Annotated in this window: 20 protein-coding genes; 8 read left to right on the top strand and 12 right to left on the bottom strand. The window is 67.5% G+C overall.

The window, feature by feature from the left end; all coding sequences use genetic code 11:
- Positions 1-115 precede the first annotated feature (115 nt).
- Together truA and fmt are read right to left on the bottom strand one after the other, a co-directional pair.
- Complete coding sequence (truA, locus tag CA833_RS16810) at positions 116-862, bottom strand: tRNA pseudouridine(38-40) synthase TruA (RefSeq protein WP_207078692.1); 747 nt, start codon at positions 860-862, stop codon at positions 116-118.
- A complete protein-coding gene (gene fmt / locus CA833_RS16805) occupies positions 859-1,767 on the bottom strand; it encodes a methionyl-tRNA formyltransferase (RefSeq protein WP_207078691.1) in 909 nt (302 codons plus the stop codon). Before fmt ends, truA begins: the two co-directional genes overlap by 4 nt.
- A 60-nt stretch (positions 1,768-1,827) precedes the next feature.
- On the opposite strand from fmt, the gene recR reads away from it, so the two are divergent.
- The 3 genes from recR (at position 1,828) to rmuC (ending at position 4,723) form a co-directional block, all read left to right on the top strand.
- Complete coding sequence (gene recR, locus CA833_RS16800; protein WP_207078690.1) at positions 1,828-2,424, top strand: recombination mediator RecR; 597 nt, start codon at positions 1,828-1,830, stop codon at positions 2,422-2,424.
- A gap of 61 nt (positions 2,425-2,485) precedes the next feature.
- A complete protein-coding gene (gene def, locus CA833_RS16795) occupies positions 2,486-3,055 on the top strand; it encodes a peptide deformylase (RefSeq protein ID WP_142633224.1) in 570 nt (189 codons plus the stop codon).
- Between the two features lie 69 nt (positions 3,056-3,124).
- The gene (rmuC, locus tag CA833_RS16790) at positions 3,125-4,723 is read left to right on the top strand and encodes a DNA recombination protein RmuC (protein ID WP_207078689.1); all 1,599 of its coding nucleotides are present in this window, start codon (positions 3,125-3,127) and stop codon (positions 4,721-4,723) included.
- Between the two features lie 10 nt (positions 4,724-4,733).
- Here rmuC and CA833_RS16785 read toward each other — a convergent pair whose 3' ends face one another.
- The 8 genes from CA833_RS16785 to CA833_RS16750 all read right to left on the bottom strand — a co-directional run bounded on the left by CA833_RS16785 (position 4,734) and on the right by CA833_RS16750 (position 10,811).
- Complete coding sequence (locus CA833_RS16785) at positions 4,734-5,150, bottom strand: META domain-containing protein (RefSeq protein WP_242526161.1); 417 nt, start codon at positions 5,148-5,150, stop codon at positions 4,734-4,736.
- A 160-nt stretch (positions 5,151-5,310) separates the two neighbouring features.
- Positions 5,311-6,147 carry an RNA methyltransferase gene (locus tag CA833_RS16780; RefSeq protein ID WP_142633228.1) on the bottom strand — a complete coding sequence of 279 codons (837 nt, stop codon included), beginning with the start codon at positions 6,145-6,147 and terminating at the stop codon, positions 5,311-5,313.
- 12 nt (positions 6,148-6,159) lie between these two features.
- Entirely contained in the window at positions 6,160-6,438 is a 279-nt protein-coding gene (locus CA833_RS16775; protein ID WP_142633230.1) for an HPr family phosphocarrier protein, read from the bottom strand.
- Positions 6,435-6,842 carry a PTS sugar transporter subunit IIA gene (locus CA833_RS16770; RefSeq protein WP_142633232.1) on the bottom strand — a complete coding sequence of 136 codons (408 nt, stop codon included), beginning with the start codon at positions 6,840-6,842 and terminating at the stop codon, positions 6,435-6,437. The genes CA833_RS16775 and CA833_RS16770 overlap by 4 nt, the downstream gene beginning before the upstream one ends.
- 51 nt (positions 6,843-6,893) lie before the next feature.
- Entirely contained in the window at positions 6,894-7,871 is a 978-nt protein-coding gene (rapZ, locus tag CA833_RS16765; protein WP_207078688.1) for an RNase adapter RapZ, read from the bottom strand.
- 51 nt (positions 7,872-7,922) lie between these two features.
- Positions 7,923-8,390, bottom strand: coding sequence for an HPr kinase/phosphorylase (locus CA833_RS16760; protein WP_207078687.1), 468 nt, complete (start codon positions 8,388-8,390; stop codon positions 7,923-7,925).
- Positions 8,391-8,392: 2 nt separating this feature from the next.
- Positions 8,393-9,946: a stimulus-sensing domain-containing protein gene (locus CA833_RS16755; RefSeq protein WP_207080150.1), complete on the bottom strand. Its 1,554-nt coding sequence runs from the start codon at positions 9,944-9,946 to the stop codon at positions 8,393-8,395.
- Positions 9,947-10,058: 112 nt separating this feature from the next.
- Positions 10,059-10,811: a response regulator transcription factor gene (locus CA833_RS16750; protein ID WP_142633237.1), complete on the bottom strand. Its 753-nt coding sequence runs from the start codon at positions 10,809-10,811 to the stop codon at positions 10,059-10,061.
- A gap of 243 nt (positions 10,812-11,054) precedes the next feature.
- Between CA833_RS16750 and CA833_RS16745 the strand changes: the two genes are divergently transcribed.
- Together CA833_RS16745 and CA833_RS16740 are read left to right on the top strand one after the other, a co-directional pair.
- On the top strand, positions 11,055-12,662 hold the full coding sequence (locus tag CA833_RS16745) for a phosphoenolpyruvate carboxykinase (protein ID WP_370584526.1): 1,608 nt from the start codon (positions 11,055-11,057) through the stop codon (positions 12,660-12,662).
- A 119-nt stretch (positions 12,663-12,781) separates the two neighbouring features.
- Positions 12,782-13,135, top strand: a complete 354-nt coding sequence (locus tag CA833_RS16740; protein WP_142633240.1) for a hypothetical protein — start codon at positions 12,782-12,784, stop codon at positions 13,133-13,135.
- A gap of 70 nt (positions 13,136-13,205) precedes the next feature.
- Here the strand turns inward: CA833_RS16740 and CA833_RS16735 are convergent, their stop codons facing one another.
- Positions 13,206-15,059 (bottom strand): DUF885 family protein, encoded by a 1,854-nt coding sequence (locus CA833_RS16735; RefSeq protein ID WP_242526160.1) that lies wholly within the window; start codon positions 15,057-15,059, stop codon positions 13,206-13,208.
- Between the two features lie 79 nt (positions 15,060-15,138).
- Between CA833_RS16735 and CA833_RS16730 the strand changes: the two genes are divergently transcribed.
- Positions 15,139-15,348 (top strand): hypothetical protein, encoded by a 210-nt coding sequence (locus tag CA833_RS16730; RefSeq protein WP_207078686.1) that lies wholly within the window; start codon positions 15,139-15,141, stop codon positions 15,346-15,348.
- Between the two features lie 43 nt (positions 15,349-15,391).
- Here CA833_RS16730 and CA833_RS16725 read toward each other — a convergent pair whose 3' ends face one another.
- Positions 15,392-16,048, bottom strand: coding sequence for an alpha/beta hydrolase (locus CA833_RS16725; protein ID WP_207078685.1), 657 nt, complete (start codon positions 16,046-16,048; stop codon positions 15,392-15,394).
- A gap of 134 nt (positions 16,049-16,182) precedes the next feature.
- Here CA833_RS16725 and CA833_RS16720 point away from each other — a divergent pair, with 134 nt between their 5' ends.
- Together CA833_RS16720 and CA833_RS16715 are read left to right on the top strand one after the other, a co-directional pair.
- Complete coding sequence (locus CA833_RS16720; RefSeq protein ID WP_207078684.1) at positions 16,183-17,238, top strand: cysteine desulfurase family protein; 1,056 nt, start codon at positions 16,183-16,185, stop codon at positions 17,236-17,238.
- The gene (locus CA833_RS16715) at positions 17,235-18,314 is read left to right on the top strand and encodes a cysteine desulfurase family protein (RefSeq protein WP_207078683.1); all 1,080 of its coding nucleotides are present in this window, start codon (positions 17,235-17,237) and stop codon (positions 18,312-18,314) included. The genes CA833_RS16720 and CA833_RS16715 overlap by 4 nt, the downstream gene beginning before the upstream one ends.
- Position 18,315 lies beyond the last annotated feature (1 nt).

Raw genomic sequence — 18,315 nt, 5'->3', positions numbered from 1 at the left:
TTCGGCAGGATCGAAGGTACCGGGAAAGTGTCAGCGCTCCCATTGGGGCAAACCCTCGTCGGCGCAGGGGAAATCCCCAAGACGGCGTATGGCGCGGGGGCGTGGCCGGCCCCGATCAGTCCCCGGGATACGTCGCCTTGACGAAATAGAGCCCGTCTGGCGGCGAATTGAGGCCGAGGGCCTGACGGTTGCGCGCTTCCAGCGCCGCGGTAACCCGCGCTTCCTCCCAGCGGCCCATGCCCACGAGCGCGAGGCAGCCGACCATCGAGCGAACCTGGTGGTGCAGGAAGCTGCGCGCCTCGGCCTCGATCAGCACCATCTCGCCCTCGCGCCGGACCTCGAGCCGGTCGAGTGTCTTGAGCGGGCTCTGCGACTGGCAATGGGTGGAGCGGAAGGTGGTGAAGTCGTGCAGCCCCACCAGCCTTTGCGCGGCGCGGTGCATGGCCGTTTCGTCGAGCGGCTTGGGCACTTGCCAGGCCTTGCCGCGCTCCACCGTGAGCGGGGCGCGGCGGTTGGCGATGCGGTATATGTACGAGCGGCCGATGCACGAGAAGCGGGCGTGCCAGTCGTCCGGCACCACCTCGCAGCCGACCACCGCGATCGGATGCGGGCGCAGCCGCGCGTTCATGCCTTCCGAGAACTGGAAGGGCGTGAACGGCTTGTCGATGTCCATGTGCACTTTCATGCCCAGCGCATGGACCCCCGCATCGGTGCGCCCGGCGGCATGCATGCCGGTGACTTCCCCGGTCAGCGCAAAGGCCGCTTCCTCGACGCTCTGCTGCACCGAGGGCCCGTGCACCTGCCGCTGCAGGCCCATGTAGGGCCCGCCGTCGAATTCGAGAGTGAGGGCAAAACGGGTCACGCGAGCCTCGTTCCGGCAGCGACCGGACGGCCGCGCAGCAGGTCCGCCGCTTCCATGGCGGGCTTGCCCGCGCGCTGGATGCGGGTCACGCGGATCGCGCCTTCACCGCAGGCGATGGTGAGAACGTCGTCGAGCGTTTCGCCGGGCGTGCCCGAACCCTCCGCGAGATCGGCGGCGAGTACCTTGTAGCGCTCGCCATCGAGTTCGAAGAAGGCGCCGGGCGCAGGCATGAAGGCGCGCACCTGGCGCTCCACTTGCTCGGCGGGAGCCGCGAAGTCGAGCCGGGCTTCGGCCTTGTCGATCTTCCTGGCATACGTCACGCCGTCTTCCGGCTGGGTGACGGCGCGGTGCACGGCAAGGTCGCGCAGGGTGCCGACCATGAGCTGCGCGCCCTTTTCGGCCAGTTCGGCGGTGAGTTCACCGGCGGTCTTGCTGTCGATCGTCGTGCGCAGCGTCGCCAGCATCGGCCCGGTGTCGAGCCCGATTTCCATCTGCATGATCGTCACCCCGGTGGTGGGATCGCCCGCCAGGATCGCCCGCTGGATCGGCGCCGCCCCGCGCCAGCGCGGCAGGATCGAGGCGTGGATGTTGAGGCAGCCAAGGCGCGGGGCATCGAGCACCGCCTGCGGCAGCAGCAGGCCGTAAGCGGCGACAATGGCGATGTCGGCGCCCAGCGCGGCGAACTGTTCCTGTTCCTCGGCGCTCTTCAGCGACACCGGATGGCGCACCCCGATCCCGCGGGCCTCGGCTTCCTTGTGGACGGGCGAGGGGGTCAGCTCCTTGCCGCGGCGACCGCCGGGGCGCGGCGGCTGGCTGTAGACGGCAACGACCTCGTGCCCGGCCTCGACCAGCGCGACGAGTGCGGGCACCGCAAAATCGGGCGTTCCCATGAAAACGATGCGCATGGTGTGGGGAATTCTCCGAAGGACTATCTCTTGGGCTGCGCAGGCCCTATCTCCGCCGCCATGGCATCGCAAGAGATCGAGACGCTTACCGCCGCGCTGTCGCGCCTTCCCGGCCTTGGCCCCCGCTCCGCGCGGCGGGCGGTGCTGTGGCTCATCAAGCGCCGGGAAACCTCGCTGGTGCAACTGGTCGATGCGCTTGCCGCCGTGCGCGAGGCGCTGGTCGAGTGCCGGACCTGCGGCAACATCGATACCACCAACCCTTGCGGCATCTGCGCCGATCCGCGCCGCGATGCGGGTTCGCTCTGCGTGGTGGAGGAAGTGGCGGACCTCTGGGCGCTGGACCGCGCGCGGCTGTTCAACGGTCGTTATCATGTGCTTGGCGGCCGGTTGTCGGCGCTCGACGGGGTGCGGCCGGAAGACCTGACCATCGACCAGCTCTTGCGCCGGGTCGAGGAAGGCGGCATCGACGAAGTCGTGCTCGCCATGAATGCGACGCTCGAAGGGCAGACCACCGCGCACTATATTGCCGAGCGTCTTGAAGGGCTTGCCGTGCGCATCACGCAGCTGGCCCATGGCCTGCCGGTAGGCGGCGAGCTGGACTATCTGGACGAGGGAACACTCGCCCAGGCCATTCGCGCAAGGCGGCCGGTGGCCTGACGATCACTCTGATCGGACCGACGACCTTGCGAGAATCGGCCATCGCGCTTATTTGGCGGGCATGGCTATCCGTGAAATCCTCGAAGTTCCCGATCCGCGTCTCAAGCAGGTTTCGGTCCCCGTCGAAAAGTTCGACGACGAGCTCAAGACGCTTGTCGAAGACATGTTCGAGACCATGTACGATGCCCCGGGCATCGGTCTTGCCGCCATCCAGGTGGGCGTGCCGCTGCGCGTGCTGGTGATCGATCTCCAGCCCGACGACGAGGATGCGGAACCGGAAGTGTGCACGGCCCATGGCGGTCACCACCACACGCACCAGCCGACCAGGAAGGAACCCCGGATCTTCATCAATCCGGAAATCCTCGATCCTTCCGAAGACCACACGGTCTATCAGGAAGGCTGCCTGTCGGTGCCGGAAATCTTCGCCGACGTCGAACGCCCCTCGCGCATCCGCGCGCGCTGGCAGGACCTCGACGGCACCGTGCACGAGGAAGAGATGGACGGCCTCATGGCCACCTGCCTCCAGCACGAGATGGATCATCTCGAAGGCATTCTCTTCATCGATCATCTCTCGCGCCTGAAGCGCCAGATGGCACTCAAGAAGCTCGACAAGCTGCGCCGCGCGGCCTGATTTGCACGCATTGGGGAAAAGCCGGCCGGAAGGCTGGCGTTCCCTGAATGTTCTGGCTATGCTGCCGGAATGGAAATCGCAGTCGTCGCCATTGTCGCGCTCGTTGTCGGTCTTGGGGCCGGCTGGTTCTTCGGATCCCGGCCGGCCGCCGACTGGCGAAACCGCCACGAAACCCGCGATCGCGAAGCGCGTGAACTCGACGAGAAGTTCCGCGCCGCGATTCGCGACCTTGCCGCCGCCGGTGAACGCGCCAGCCGTGCGGACGACCTCGCTGAAACGCTCGAACGCACCCGCGCCGAGCATGGGCAGGCGATGGAACTTGTCCGCCGCGGCCATGACGAAGCGCAGCAGCGCCTGCGCGGCGAACTGACGCAGGCGCTCGACACTACCCGATCCGAACATGCGACGCTGGTCGACGCCTTGCGCCGCGAACAGCGCGAACTGGCCTCGGAACTGGCGACGCTGCGGGAAAAATCCGCCAATTTCGACGAGCAGAAGCGCCTCCTCATCGAAGCGCAGGAAGCGCTGCGCAAGGAGTTCGAGAATGCCGGCGCCAAAGTGCTGGCAGGAGCGCAGGAAGCCTTCCTCAACCGCGCGGGCGCGCGCTTCGAGGAGAGCGAAAAGGCCAGTGCCGAGCGTATCCGCACCCTGCTGGCCCCGGTCGGCGAGCGCCTGAAGAGCTACGAGGAGCAGGTCGCCACGCTTGAAAAGCAGCGCACCGATGCCTTTGCGACGCTGACCGGACAGCTGGTCGAACTGAGCGCCGGGCAGGAACGTGTGCGTAGCGAGGCGGCGCGTCTCAGCAATTCGCTGCGCAACGCGCCCAAGGCGCGCGGCCGCTGGGGCGAGCAGCAGCTCAAGAACGTGCTCGAACAGTGCGGCCTTGCCGAACATACCGATTTCGTGACCGAGCATTCGGTGGAGACCGAGGATGGCCGCCTGCGTCCCGACGCGATCGTGCGTATCCCCGGCAACAAGCAGCTGGTGATCGACGCCAAGGTCTCGCTCAACGCCTATCAGGATGCCTTCGAGGCTGAGGACGAGACGCTGCGTGCGGCCTTCCTCGACCAGCATGCCGCCTCGATGCGAGGCCACATCCAGACGCTGGGCAACAAGAGCTACCAGAGCCAGTTCGAGAACGCGCCCGACTACGTCCTGATGTTCGTGCCGGGCGAGCATTTCATCGCCGCTGCGCTCGACCACGATTCCAGCCTGTGGGACTATGCCTTCGAGCGGCGCGTGCTGCTGGCGAGCCCGACCAATCTGGTCGCGATCTGCCGCACCATCGCGCAGGTCTGGCAGCAGGAAGGCCTCGCCAAGGAAGCGCGCGAGATCGGCAAGCTGGGCAGCGATCTCTACGACAGCCTGGCCAAGACGCAGGACGATCTCGGCAAGGTCGGTGTGCATCTGGGGCGCGCGGTGAACAGCTTCAACGACTTTGCCCGCACCTATGAAGGCAACGTGATGAGCCGTGCCCGCCGTCTTACCGAAAAGCACATCAAGATCGGCAAGCGCGAGATTTCGGATGAAGTGGCGGGGGTGGAAGCGATGCCGCGCTACGCCGAAACCGGGGGGCAGATCGCCGACTTTTCCGGCGATATAGCCGGCGATACAGCCGGCGATTCAGGCAGCGATGTACAGAGCGAGGACGCCGCAGCGGCCGAATGAACCCCGGGGCCTATTTGCCGGCGACGGCGGCCTCTCGTTGCAGTTCGGCGCTATGGCCGCTCGACTGCAAGGTCATCCGGCCATGGTCGACGACCATGCGCGGCGTGGCGACGAGCAGCGCGCCGATGGCCTTTTCCTGATCCCAGGCGGGCGTCGGACAACTCATCTCGGTGAGCGAGAGTGGGCCCGCGATCAGCCGGTCGTCGTCGACATGCCAGGGGCCGTCCAGACGGTTGCAGCCCACCCGGACGCCGATCTTGCCGCCCTCGAAGGCGATGCTGGCGCCGTCGGCCTGCGGCCGCTGGCCGTCGATCAGGGTAATCCGCCAGGAGGTGCGGGCAAGTTGCGGGTCACCATCGCCGCCCGGGCTCGAGCAGGCCGCAAGCATGGCGGCGCAGGAGGCCGGAAAAATCGCGTGACGAAGCATGGCGAAGCCTTGTCACAGCTGACCTGAGGCTGTGATGAACGCGCGCCATAGATATGCCGTTCCCAGCGAGGGTTTGACAGCCATCGGGCCGGGAATGGCGGCGATGCAGGCGCGGGCAGGGGCTTGCCCCGCCTCTGCCGGTTTCGGTCGGTGACGGCAATCAGTCCCGGCGCAGGTGGGCGAGCGCTTCGTAAGCCAGCACTGCCCCTGCAACCGCCGCGTTCAGGCTGTCCGCACGGCCCAGCATGGGGATCGTGACACGCAGGTCGCAGGCTTCTTCGTAGGCCTGCGGCAGGCCTTGCGATTCGTTGCCTACCATCAGGAAGCAGGGCGCGGCGTAGGCCGCCTCGCGGTAGTCGGTCGGGTCCCGCAGCGAGGCGGCGACCAGCTGGCCGCCCAGTGCCCCGGCGTCCTGCGTTCCGGCGCCTTCGCGCAGCCAGGGCAGGAACTCGTCCCAGCGGGCCGTGACGATCTTCTGCGTGAAGATCGCCCCCATGCTGGCGCGCACGGCCTCGACCGAGAAGGGATCGGCGCAGTCGTCCAGCAGGATCAGGCCGCCCGCGCCCACGGCGTCGCCGGTGCGCAGCATGGTGCCGAGATTGCCGGGATCGCGCAGCGCCTGCGCCACCAGCCAGATCGGGGCGGCAGAGCGGTCGAGGGTGGCAAGGCGGGTGTCGAATTCGGCAAAGACGCCGGCGACGGCCTGCGGATTGTCCTTGCCGGTGACCTTGGCGAGGATCTCCACGTCCATCTCGACGATGTCGCCGCCGGCGGCCGCAACGGCCGCTTCCAGCGCATCGAGCAGGGGATGGGGATCACGGCCGATTGCCATGACCAGGATCTCGGGCACGATGCCGCATTCGCGCGCGTCTGTCAGCAGGCGCAGGCCTTCGGCGAGGAAGCGCCGTTCCTGCTTGCGGTGCTTCTTCTCGCGCAGCGAGCGCAGGAACTTGACGAGCGGGTTGGAAAATCCGGTAATGGTACGGCGCACGGCCAAAACTCTTGCCTTCTACTCTTCGCCGAAACCGTCGCGCACCAGCGTGGCGAGCGTGGCCAGCGCTTCGGGGGCGCCTTCGCCCGCGCAGGAAATCTCGATGCTGTCGCCCTTGGCGGCGCCCAGCATCATCAGGCCGAGGATCGAGTTGCCGGCGGCCTCGGTGCCGTCCTTGCCGACCTTGACCAGCACGGTGGCCGGCAGTTCGGCGACGTGGTTCACGAACTTGGCGCTGGCGCGGGCATGAAGGCCGCGCTTGTTGACGATCAGCACCGTTTCACGAAAATCGCTCATGCCGCATCCTGCCCCAGATACTCGCTGGCGATGGTGATGTAGTTGCGCCCGGCGTCGCGCGCGGCGGCGGCGGCTTCGCGCACCGACATGCATTCGCGGGCCTTGGCGAGGCGGATCAGCATCGGCAGGTTGATGCCGGCGATCACTTCCACGCGGCCCGCTTCCATCAGCGAAATGGCGAGGTTGGACGGCGTGCCGCCGAACAGGTCGGTGAGGATGATGACGCCCGAACCGCTGTCGACCGCGGTGATCGCGTCGGCAATCTCGCTGCGGCGGCGTTCCATGTCGTCATTGGGACCGATGCAAACGGTTGCAACCGCCGACTGATCGCCGACGACGTGTTCCATCGCGTTTACGAACTCCTCGGCGAGATTGCCGTGAGTGACGAGGATCATGCCGATCATGCTGGAAGCAGGCTCCGAACTTTTTCTTGCGTGGGCGACCAGGTTACTTGTTCATTTTTCACGCCGCTGACCCCCTTCCAGAAGATCGGCTGCTCGCGAGCCCAGGTTGCGGTGCAGCAATGTGGGCGAAAATCCCGCATCGCGCAAGGCCGCAGCCATGAGTTCGGCGGTGAATACCGACCTGTGACGCCCACCCGTACACCCGAAAGCGACGTGAACATAGGCTTTGCCCTGTGTGCGATAGCGTGGAAGCAGGAGCAGGAGAAGGTCGCGAATCCGCGTGAAAGCTTCGTTAAAGGCAGGGTCCTGCCGGACATAGTCGCCCACGGGCGCATCAAGCCCGGTCATCGGCCTCAGCATCGGATCCCAATGCGGGTTTTCCACGAAGCGCATGTCGAACACGAGGTCGGCAAGCGGCGGCATGCCGCGCGAGAAACCGAAGCTCGATACCGTCAGCGTGAGGTCTTCCGGCGCTTCGGTTGCGAATCGTTCGCGAATCACGCGCTGGAGGTCGTTCGAGGTGAACTCGGTGGTTTCGACCAGGAGATCGGCCCAGCGGCGCAGCGGTGCCAGCAGTTCACGCTCGGCGCGGATGCCGGTGTCGACCGGGGCGTCGGCGGCCAGCGCGTGACGGCGGCGGGTCTCGTTGAAGCGGCGCTCCAGTTCCTTGCTCGAACAGTCGAGGAACAGGGTGTTGAGTTCGACATCCTCGCGCTCGTCGAGGGCCTTGACCTGCGCGATCACCCGCGCCGGGTCGAAACCGCGGGTGCGACAGTCGAAACCGATCGCCAGCGGCGGGCGCGGCGAGCCTTCCGCGGTCGGGGATCGTTCGATCAGGCGATCGAGCAGGCGCACCGGGAAATTGTCGATGATCTCCCAGCCGAGGTCTTCGAGTACCCGCAGGGCAGTGGTCTTGCCCGCACCCAGCATGCCCGTGACGAGCAGGACACGCTGGCGATCGGCAGCCGGGGTGGGGGGAGGAACGGCGCCGCAGGGGGATGCGCCGCTTTCCGGGGATTCGCGATTCATCGCGTCTGTTTGCGCCGGGCGGCCGCGAAAGGGAAGGGGGTGCCGGTGCGGTCAGCCCGGCCTGTGGCCAAAGTGGGACAGTGCCAGTTCGGTCTTGAGCGCGAGCGGTCCCGATCCCGGCCAGAGGCGCAGATGTGGCAGCGGGATTCCGGCAATTTCAGTAGTTTGGGGGATCTCGATGAAGCGCGGTGCTTCGGGGTCGAGGGTGACGAGCAGGGCGAGCGGCACCTCTTCCACGCAGGGAAACGGCAGCAGCCCGAGATTGCGCACTTCGATCAGCCCGCGGGTATTGGGATGCGGGCGGGCGAGGAGCACGCCGTTTCCCGCCATCAGCAGCACGCTGTCGTCGCCCACCAGCGCGGCTCCCCGGTCGATCAGTTCCAGCGCGAGGCTGGACTTGCCGGTACCGGATGCGCCCTCGATCAGCACGCCGCGCCCGCCGATGGCGACGCAGGTCGACTGGCGCGCGAAGGGGGAGGGATGTGCCGGTGCCGGTGCGGATGCGGGTGGGGTGTCCATGCTCATTCGCCCTGCCATGCGGGCAGCGAGACCACCAGCCGCGCGCCGTGTTCGCCGTCGATCCGGTCGGTCGCGCGCAGCTTGCCGAAGTGGGCCTCGACGATGGTGCGGGCGATGGCGAGGCCGAGGCCGCTGTGCTTGCCGAATTCCTCGCCGGAAGGGCGCAGCGAGTGGAAACGGTCGAAGATGCGTTCGCGCGCGCCTTCGGGGATGCCCGGGCCGTGGTCCGATACCGCGATGATCACCCGCGTACCCTCGCGCGCCAGCATGACCTCGATCGGCGCGCCGGCCGGGGAGAACGACACGGCGTTGTCGAGCAGGTTCTGGAGCACGCGCTCAAGGCGCGGCGCGTCGCCCGGCACCATCAGGCGGGTGGTTTCGTCCATGCCCGGTTCGCTGGTTTCCAGGACTTCGACCGGGCAATGGCCGTTGACGCCGCGCTGCGCCCTTTCGCTCGCCAGCGCGCGCACCAGGCGTCCCATGTCGACCGGCTCGAAAGTCGTGCGGCTGAGTTCGGCGTCGATGCGGCTGGCATCGGCGATCTCGGTGACGAGGAAGTCGATCCGCCGCACGTCGTCCTTGGCGATGCCGATCAGTTGGCGGCGCAAGTCGGGCTCGTCCACCCGGTCGAGGCTTTCGAGCGCGCTGCGCAGCGAGGTCAGCGGGTTCTTGAGTTCGTGGGCGACATCGGCGGCAAAGCTCTCCACCGCGTCGATGCGCTGGCGCAGGGCTCCGCTCATGTCGGAGACGGCGCGGGCCAGCAGGCCGATCTCGTCGCGGCGGTCGGGCAGGCGGGGGACCACCACGCTGCGGTCGCGTCCGAGGCGCACGCGCACGGTGGCGCGCACCAGCTTGCGCAGCGGCTCGACGATGGTGCGCGCCAGGAACAGCGAGAGCAGGATCGAGACGGCAAAGGCGCCGCCGACGATGATCGCCAGGGTCTGGCGGGCCATGCGCACGTTTTCGGTGATGTCGCGGGCGTTGCGGGTGACCAGCAGGGCCTCGCCGTCATGGCCGACCGGCGTGGCGGCGATGATGATCGGGGTCTGGTCGGGGGCGGCCTCGTGGTTGACCTCGGTGCGGCCATTGAGGAGGGCCTGGGTGATCTCGGGCCATGCCCGCGCATCGGCGCCGGGATTGTCCTCGTAAGGCGGGATCGGCGGGGCGCCGAGAACGAAGTCCATGCCCTGGTCGATGGCGCGGGCGGCATCCTGCAGCCAGGGCTCGCTGGCGGGATCGACAAGCCGGTAGGAGGGCGGCGCGAGGTCGAAGCTGTCGGCGACGAGCTTGCCGCCTGCGTCGTAGAGGCGCAGGCGCAGCGCCTGCCCGGCGCCGATGCGGGCGATCAGTGCGCGGCGATCGGCAGAGTCCATGCCGGTCAGCGCATGGGCAACGATCTCGGCCTGCGAGGCGGCAAGCCGATACCGCTCGGCCAGCAGTTCGCGCCGGTAGCTGTCGATGTAGAACAGGCTGCCGGCCAGCAGGGCGAGGGCGATGACGTTGACGGCGAGGATGCGCGCGGTGAGCGAGACGCGCCAGGGCAGGCCCAGCCGCATGCCGAGGGGCGTCTTCCGGTGCTTGCCCTTGCCCCGTTTGCCCTTGCCGCGTTTGCCCGTGCCGCGCCGGGAGCGCTTCATGCCCTGTTGGCGGGGCGCCATGCTGCGGGATTCAGGCATCGGAGAAGGAGTAACCGGCGCCGTAGAGCGTGTCGATCGCGCCGAACTCCGGGTCGACCGCGCGGAACTTGCGGCGCAGGCGCTTGATGTGGCTGTCGATCGTGCGGTCGTCGACGTAGACGTCCTCGCTGTAGGCGGCATCCATCAGCTGGTTACGGCTCTTGACCACGCCGGGGCGGGTGGCGAGCGCCTCGAGGATCAGGAATTCGGTCACCGTCAGCGACACCGGCTCACCTTCCCAGGCGACCTGATGACGCGCGGGGTCGAGTTGCAGGCGGCCGCGGACGACGAGGTCCGGCAGGCCTTCGCCAGCGGCGGCATCGCTGGGCGTGCGGGTCAGTTCGCTGCGGCGCAGGATGGCGCGGATGCGCGCCACCAGCAGGCGCTGGCTGAAGGGTTTGGTGATATAGTCGTCGGCACCCATCGCGAGGCCGAGGGCCTCGTCCGGCTCCTCGTCCTTGGACGTGAGGAAGATCACCGGCAGGCTCGATTGCGCGCGCAGCGCCTGCAGCAGCGAGAGGCCGTCCATGCGCGGCATCTTGATGTCGAAGATGGCAAGGTCGGGCGGATTGTCGAGCAGGGCCTTCAGCGCGGTTTCGCCGTCGGTATAGACCCGCGTGGCGAAGCCTTCGGCCTGCAGGCTGATCGAGAGGGTGGTGAGGATGTTGCGGTCGTCATCGACCAGCGCGATGGTCTGCGCGCGTGCTGCGGGACTGTCTCCGGGGGCTGTCGCAGGATCTGCCATGGGGCGGTGCACTGTCCTCTTGTCGCAGCATTTTTCGATAGGATGGTACGCCTAGCCGGACCGCTTCGGGCTGACAATCTCCGTTCCCGACGCAAAAGGGATGGCGTTCGTCGCGAGGGGCTTGGTTTATTTCTGCGGCGATTTGATCGAAAAGGGAGCGGCGCGTAAGCGCGGCCCCGAGTCTTGCGTAAAAATGTCCGGGTGCCCGACGACCCCGTCGTCTGGCGTCTGAAAATGGAGGAGATGACATTGACCGCTACCCTGAACTACTCGCTTGCCAAACAAGGCATTGAAACCAGTGCGGAAATTTTCGCAAACCTGGGCACGGCACCGCTCGTCGAGCATGCAGTACGCAATGGAGAAGGCGTACTGAGTGCGGACGGTCCGTTCGTCGTTGCCACCGGCAAGCACACCGGCCGTTCGGCCAAGGACAAGTTCATCGTCAAGGACGCCGAGACGCAGGATACCGTCTGGTGGGGCAAGACCAACGTCGCCATGACGCCGGAGCACTTCGCGGCGCTGAAGGAGGACTTCCTCAAGGCCGTCGCCGAGAAGGACACGCTCTACGTGGCGGACCTGTTCGGCGGCTCGCAGCCCGAGCACCGCGTCAAGGTGCGGGTCATCAATGAATTCGCCTGGCACAACCTGTTCATCCGCACCCTGCTGGTGCGTCCCACCGAGGCCGAACTCGCGGATTTCGCGCCCGAATACACGATCATCGACTTGCCGGGCTTCCGCGCCGATCCCGCGCGTCACGGCTGCCGCAGCGAAACCGTGATCGCGGTCAACTTCACCGAGAAGCTGATCCTGATCGGCGGCACCGCCTATGCGGGCGAGATGAAGAAGTCGGTCTTCGGCATCCTCAACTACCTGCTGCCGGTCAAGGGCGTGATGCCGATGCACTGCTCGGCCAACATCGGCCCGGACGGCGATACCGCGGTGTTCTTCGGCCTTTCGGGCACCGGCAAGACCACGCTTTCGGCCGATGCCTCGCGCACGCTGATCGGCGATGACGAGCATGGCTGGTCGGACACCGCCGTGTTCAACTTCGAAGGCGGTTGCTACGCCAAGATGATCCGCCTCTCGGCCGAGGCCGAGCCGGAGATCTTCGCCACCACCAAGCGCTTCGGCACCGTGCTCGAGAACGTGGTGATCGATCCGGTGACCCGCCAGATCGACCTTGAGGACAACTCCCTGGCCGAGAACAGCCGCGGTTCCTACCCGATCGACTTCATCCCGAACACCTCGGAGAAGAACCTCGGCCCGGTTCCCAAGAACATCATCTTCCTCACCGCCGACGCCTACGGCGTGCTGCCGCCGATCGCGCGGCTTACCCCCGATCAGGCGATGTACCACTTCCTCTCGGGCTATACCGCGCGCGTCGCCGGCACCGAGATCGGCGTGACCGAGCCGGAAGCTACCTTCAGCACCTGCTTCGGCGCGCCGTTCATGCCGCGTCACCCCTCGGTCTACGGCAACCTCCTCAAGGAGCGCATCGCCAAGGGCGGCGTGAAGTGCTGGCTGGTCAACACCGGTTGGTCGGGCGGCAAGGCGACCATGGAAGGCATCAAGCGCATGCCGATCAAGGCCACCCGCGCGCTGCTCAATGCGGCGCTCGACGGCAGCCTCAACACGGCCGAGTTCAAGGAAGATCCGAACTTCGGCTTCGAGGTTCCGGTGGCGGTGCCCGGCGTCGATGCCCGGCTGCTCGATCCGCGCGGCGCCTGGGCGGACGGCGCCGAGTACGACAAGACCGCACAGACGCTGGTCAAGCAGTTCATCGACAACTTCGCCCAGTTCGAAGCCCATGTCGACGAAGGCGTGCGCAAGGCGGCTCCCGTTTCGGCGTGATCCGGCGCTGTTCGGCGTGAAATAAGGGCAGGGCCCCGGAGCGACCGTTCCGGGGCCCTTGTCTTGTCACGAATAGGGTGCATCTTGCGGTTCCCCCTCTCTTTCATGGAGATACGAACATGGGACTTTTCGACGGCATTCTCGGTCAGGTCAGCGAACACCCCGATGTCGCCAACCTCGCAGGCCAGCTGGGCATCGAGCCGGCGACGGCCGAGAAGGCGATCGCCGCGCTCGGCTTTGCGCACCAGCAGGAAGGTGACACCGCGCAGCTGGCCGCCGCCAAGACCGGCCTCGGTGTCGACACGATCCAGCAGATCATCGCCGCGATCGGCGGCGAGGGCTCGCTGAGCCAGTTTGCCGGCATGCTGGCGAACGACCCCGGAAAGTTCGCGGCCTTGCTCGACAAGGACGGCGACGGCAGCGTGATCGACGACATCACCGATGCCGCCAAGGGCCTGTTCGGGCAGCGCTGATCGCCAACGCGGCGCAGCAAAAAGGGCGCTCCGGCCAGGCCGGGGCGCCCTTTTCCTGTCTGCGGTGAAATCAGCGCTTGCGCGTTACCGCGATGTAGTCGTCGATGTTGGTGGCCAGCACGTCGAGCGGGACGTTGCCGCCGTCGACCACGGCCTGGTCGAAATCGCGCAGGTCATAGGCCGAACCCAGCGCCTGCTGCGCGCGGCTGCGCTGGAGGTTGATCTCCGAATGGCCCATCTTGTAGCCGCAGGCCTGTCCCGGCCAGGAGCAGTAGCGGTCCACCTCGCTGGCGATTTCCTCCCGCTTGTTGCCGTTCTTCTGCATGAAGAACTGCACCGCCTGTTCGCGGCCCCAGCCCTTGGTGTGGAGGCCGGTGTCGACCACCATGCGGCAGGCGCGGAAGGCCAGCGACTGGAGGTAACCGAGGCGGCCGACCGGATCGTTGTCGTAGGCGCCCAGTTCGTCGGCCAGCTGCTCGCCGTAAAGCGCCCAGCCTTCCGAATAGGCGTTGAACGCCAGCATCGAGCGGATCAGCGGCAGGCGGTTGGCATATTCGCCCTGCCAGACGTGGCCGGGGATCGCCTCGTGATGGACCAGCGTGGGCAGGTCGTACTTGCGGTGCAGGTCGGTGGAGCGCAGGTTGATCCACATCTTGCCCGGCACCGTGCCGTCCTTCGAGCCGCCGCCGCCGTAAGCGGTGGGGGCGCCGGGTTCCTCGGCAAGCGGCAGGCGGTGCACTTCCACCTTGCCCGAAACCGGATCGCGGAAGGCGCGCGGCATCTGCGCGCGGATCCAGTCCACCCGCTTCTGGATGAAGGCCATGATCTCGGCGCGGCCGGGATCGCCCTCGGGGAACATGAAGCGCTTGTCGCTGCCGAGCGCGGTCATGCGCTCGCCCACGGTGCCCTGCGTGTAGCCGAGCGACTTCAGGATCGGCTCCATGCGGGCGTGAAGCGCGGCCAGTTCCTCGAGGCCGCGCTCATGGATTTGCGCGGCGGGGACGGTCGTGGTCGTGCTGGCGCGCAGGGCCCAGGCGTAGAATTCGTCGCCGTGCGGGCGCGCGCTCATGCCGGGGTCGCTCTTGGCAAGGCCGCGCTGGCGCTTGAGTTCGGCGAGCTGGCGTTCGAGCGCGGGCACCACTTCGCCCGCCACGATCCTCTTCGTGCGGCCTTCCCAGTCGCCGGGGATCGTTTTGGTGCGGCTGACCAGCGAGGAGACCATGCCGCCGCCGCCATCGCGGGCATCGGCAAGGGTGCTTTCCATCTGGGCGATGGCGCGGTCCAGCAGGAAGTCGGGCGGGACAAGGCCCTGGTCGGTAGCCGCGCGCATGCGCTCCAGCTCGCCGTCGAGCTGGCTGTCGAACTGCGAGAGGCGCGCGACATAGGCCTCGGCGTCCTCGGCGGTCTTCACCTGGTGGTCGGCATCGAGGAACTTGGGCGTGTCGAGATAGGCGCCGACGTTCTGGATCACCACGTAGGGGGTGTTGCGCCAGCCGCCGACGGCAACGTCGCCGTAGGGCAGGGCAAGACCGTCGAGCGAGGTCTTGTAGGCGCTGCGGATCACCGCCAGGCTGGTGCGCTCGGCATGGTTCAGGTGGCTGGGGTTGAAGGCCTGCACTTTGGCAAGATCGCCGCGCAGCGTGTCGGCAAGCGCCGCGCGTCCGGCAAAGGAGCGGTCCTCCAGTTGCGATCGCAGCGCGGCATGGGTGCCGGTATCGACGCCAAGCGTGGTGGCGGTTTCGGGGGCGTGCCGGATCAGGTCCCAGGCGACCGCATCGAGCAGCGGCGCGGCGCTTGTCGGCGCGGCGGGCGAGGCGGCCAGCGCGCGGGCGCCCGGCAGCGCAAGCGCGGCCGTGCCGGTGGCGAGAAGCTGGAGCGTGGTGCGGCGCGAGAGGGGCGCGCTTCCCATGACGTGGTTGTTCATGGCCGGCGAAACTGGCGAGCGCGGGGCCCGCTGTCAAACCCGCTCGATTGCGCCGCCGTGCTGGGCTAGGGGATAAGCCATGGATATTGCGCTTTCCCTGCTCGTTCTTGTCATTGCCGCGCTTGTGCTGGGGGCGACCGCGCTGTTCCGGCGCGGCGGCTATCGCAGGCAGGCGGTGCTGATGCTGGTGCTGGCGGCCGTGATGGCGGTGAACGTGGCGATCCTGGTGGTGCCGACGGGCCGCGGCGAGACGGTGGCGGCGGCAGCAAAGGAAAAGGCGCCGGAGTAGCTCTCCGACGCCTCGTGTTTTCCGGTCCGCGGTCTCGCGCCGATTACTTGATCGGGCAATCCGGCGCGAGGCGCATGTCGAGGTAGTTGTCGACCGAGCGCATCAGGTCGTCCATCTCGTTCTCGAAGAAGTGGTTCGCGCGCGGGATCTCGTCGTGGTGGATGGTGATGTGCTTCTGCGTGCGCAGCTTGTCGACCAGCTTCTGCACGGCATTGGGCGTCACCACCGTGTCCGCCGCGCCCTGGACGATGATGCCCGAGGCCGGGCAGGGGGCGAGGAACGAGAAGTCGTACATGTTGGCCGGCGGCGCCACCGAGATGAAGCCGCGGATTTCCGGGCGGCGCATCAGCAGCTGCATGCCGATCAGCGCGCCGAACGAATAGCCCGCGATCCAGGTGGACGAAGCCTCGGGGTGGATCGACTGCACCCAGTCGAGCGCCGCTGCCGCGTCGGACAGTTCGCCCACGCCGTTGTCGAAGCTGCCCTGGCTGCGGCCGACACCGCGGAAGTTGAAGCGCAGCGTCGCGAAGCCGCGCGCCACGAACGTCTTGTAGAGGTGCTGGGTGATGCGGTCGTTCATCGTGCCGCCCGCCTGCGGGTGCGGGTGGAGGATCATCGCCACCGGTGCGCGCGGGCGCGTTGCGGGCTGGAAGCGGCCTTCGAGGCGGCCTTCGGGTCCGGGAAAGATGACTGATGGCATGTGTTTTGCGGGCCTGACCTGTTGAAACTCCCGCGAAATACCGCCGGCCATTGGCCGCAACGACATTCACGGGAGTGGTAAAGGAATGGATCGCTATATAGAAACACTGGGCCCAAAAACAACTTTTGCAGAACATGGCCTCTCAAACGATCTATCTCGATCACGCCGCGACCACTCCGATCATGCCCGAAGCGCGCGAAGCCTGGCTTGAAGGTGCGGCGATCTGGGCGAATCCGTCCAGTCCGCACAAGGCCGGACGCGCCGCCCGCGCCGCGCTGGAGCAGGCGCGCGAACGGGTGAAACAGGCGCTCGGCTGGCAGGGTGAACTGATTTTCACCTCGGGCGCCAGCGAGGCCCTGGCGATCGGGCTTGGCCGGGCCAGGGCGGAGCGGCGGCTGGTCTCGGCGGTGGAGCACGATGCGGTGTTTCGTGCCGCGCCCGATGCGCAGGAATTGCCGGTGCGGGAAGGCGAGGTCGATCCCGAGGCTCTGGCGGCTGCGTTGGCTGACGGTGGACGGGCGGTGGTCGCGGTCCAGTCGGTCAATTCGGAAACCGGCACGATCTTGCTGCCCTACGCACGCAATCCGCTGATCGAGCAGGTGCGCGCGGCGGGCGGGCTGGTGCTGGCGGACTGTTCGCAAAGCGCCGGCAAGGCGCCGCTTCCCGATGCCGACATGGTGGTGCTGTCGGCGCACAAGCTGGGCGGCCCGATCGGCATCGGCGCGCTGCTGGTGAAGGACTGGGCCATGCTGGAGCCGAGCGGCGGGCAGGAGCGCGGCTACCGTGCGGGCACCGAAAACCTGCCCGGCGCGATGGGCTTTGCAGCGGCGCTCGAGGCGCGCGGGCTGGAGGACTGGGCAACCACGGCCGAGCAGCTGTTCGATTTCAAGAACGCGCTGTTCAGGCATGGCGAGGTGATCCAGCCCGGGGTGCAATGCTCGCATATCTTTGCCGTGGCCGCGCCGCGTCTGGCGGCGACGGCGATGCTCATCCGCATGGATGCGATGGGCTTCGCGATCTCGGCGGGCAGCGCCTGTTCCTCGGGCACGCTCAAGCAGAGCCGGGTGCTGAAGGGCTTCGGCATCGACGAGGATCTTGCCCGCCGCACCGTGCGTGTGAGCATCGGCTGGAACACCACGCCCGCCGAACTCGATGCCTTTGCCGAGGCCTGGGTGCAGGTGAACGCGTGATCTACCTTGACTACCAGGCCACCACCCCGCTCGCCCCGGAGGCGCGCGACGCCATGCTGCCATGGCTGGGCGGGCCTGAGGGCATGGGGTTCGCCAATCCGCACAGCCCGCATCGGCCGGGGCGCGGCGGCGCCGCCATCGTCGAGGTCGCGCGCGAGCAGGTTGCGGCGCTTTTGCCGCCGGGGGGGAGGGTGATCTTCACCTCGGGCGCTACCGAGGCGATCAACCTCGCGCTGCAGGGCTGCGGCGCGCGGCGTCTCGCCGTTTCGGCCATCGAGCATGCCGCCGTGCTGGACACCGCGCGGGCGATCGATCCCGAGGTGTCGGTGCTGCCCGTCGATGGCCAAGGACTGATCGCCAGCGATGCATCGATCCCGGAGGGGGCCGGCCTTGTCGCGGTGATGCAGGTCAACAACGAGATCGGCACGATCCAGCCGGTCGAGGCGCTGGCCGAGGCGGCGCACCGGGCAGGCGCGCTGTTCCTGTGTGACGCGGTGCAGGGCGCGGGCAAGCTCGCCGCGCCCCAGGGCGCGGACCTGATCGCGATCTCGGCGCACAAGCTCTACGGCCCCAAGGGCATCGGTGCGCTGTGGATTCGCGATGGGATCGACCTCAAGCCGCTGATCCACGGCGGCGGTCAGGAGCAGGGGCTGCGCTCCGGCACGCTGAGCCCCGCGCTCTGTGCCGGGTTCGGCGCGGCGGCGGCATTGGCGGCGACCCGCATGGACGAGGATGCTGCCCATGTCGAAATGCTCTGGGCCCACGCCCGCGCTATCCTTGCCCGCTGGGTGCTGAACGGCTCGGCCGAGCATCGCTGGCGCGGAAACCTCAATCTGCGGCTGGCGGGGCTCGATGTCGCGCGGCTGATGTCGGACCTTCGGAACATCGCGTTTTCCGCCGGTTCCGCCTGCGCCAGCGGCTCGGGACGGCCCAGTCACGTGCTCAAGGCACTGGGACTTTCGGACGCGGAGGCCAAAAGCTCTATCCGTCTGGGATTCGGGAGATATAGTGGCCTCAGGGAAATCGAGGATGCCTGCACACGAATAGAAGCCGCGGCAGCGGTGCAGGGAGTCTGAA

This window comes from Novosphingobium sp. KA1 (assembly GCF_017309955.1).
Lineage (GTDB): Bacteria > Pseudomonadota > Alphaproteobacteria > Sphingomonadales > Sphingomonadaceae > Novosphingobium.
The sequence above is the reverse complement of the archived record's forward strand: the minus strand, read 5'-3'. Positions and strand labels throughout refer to the sequence as shown.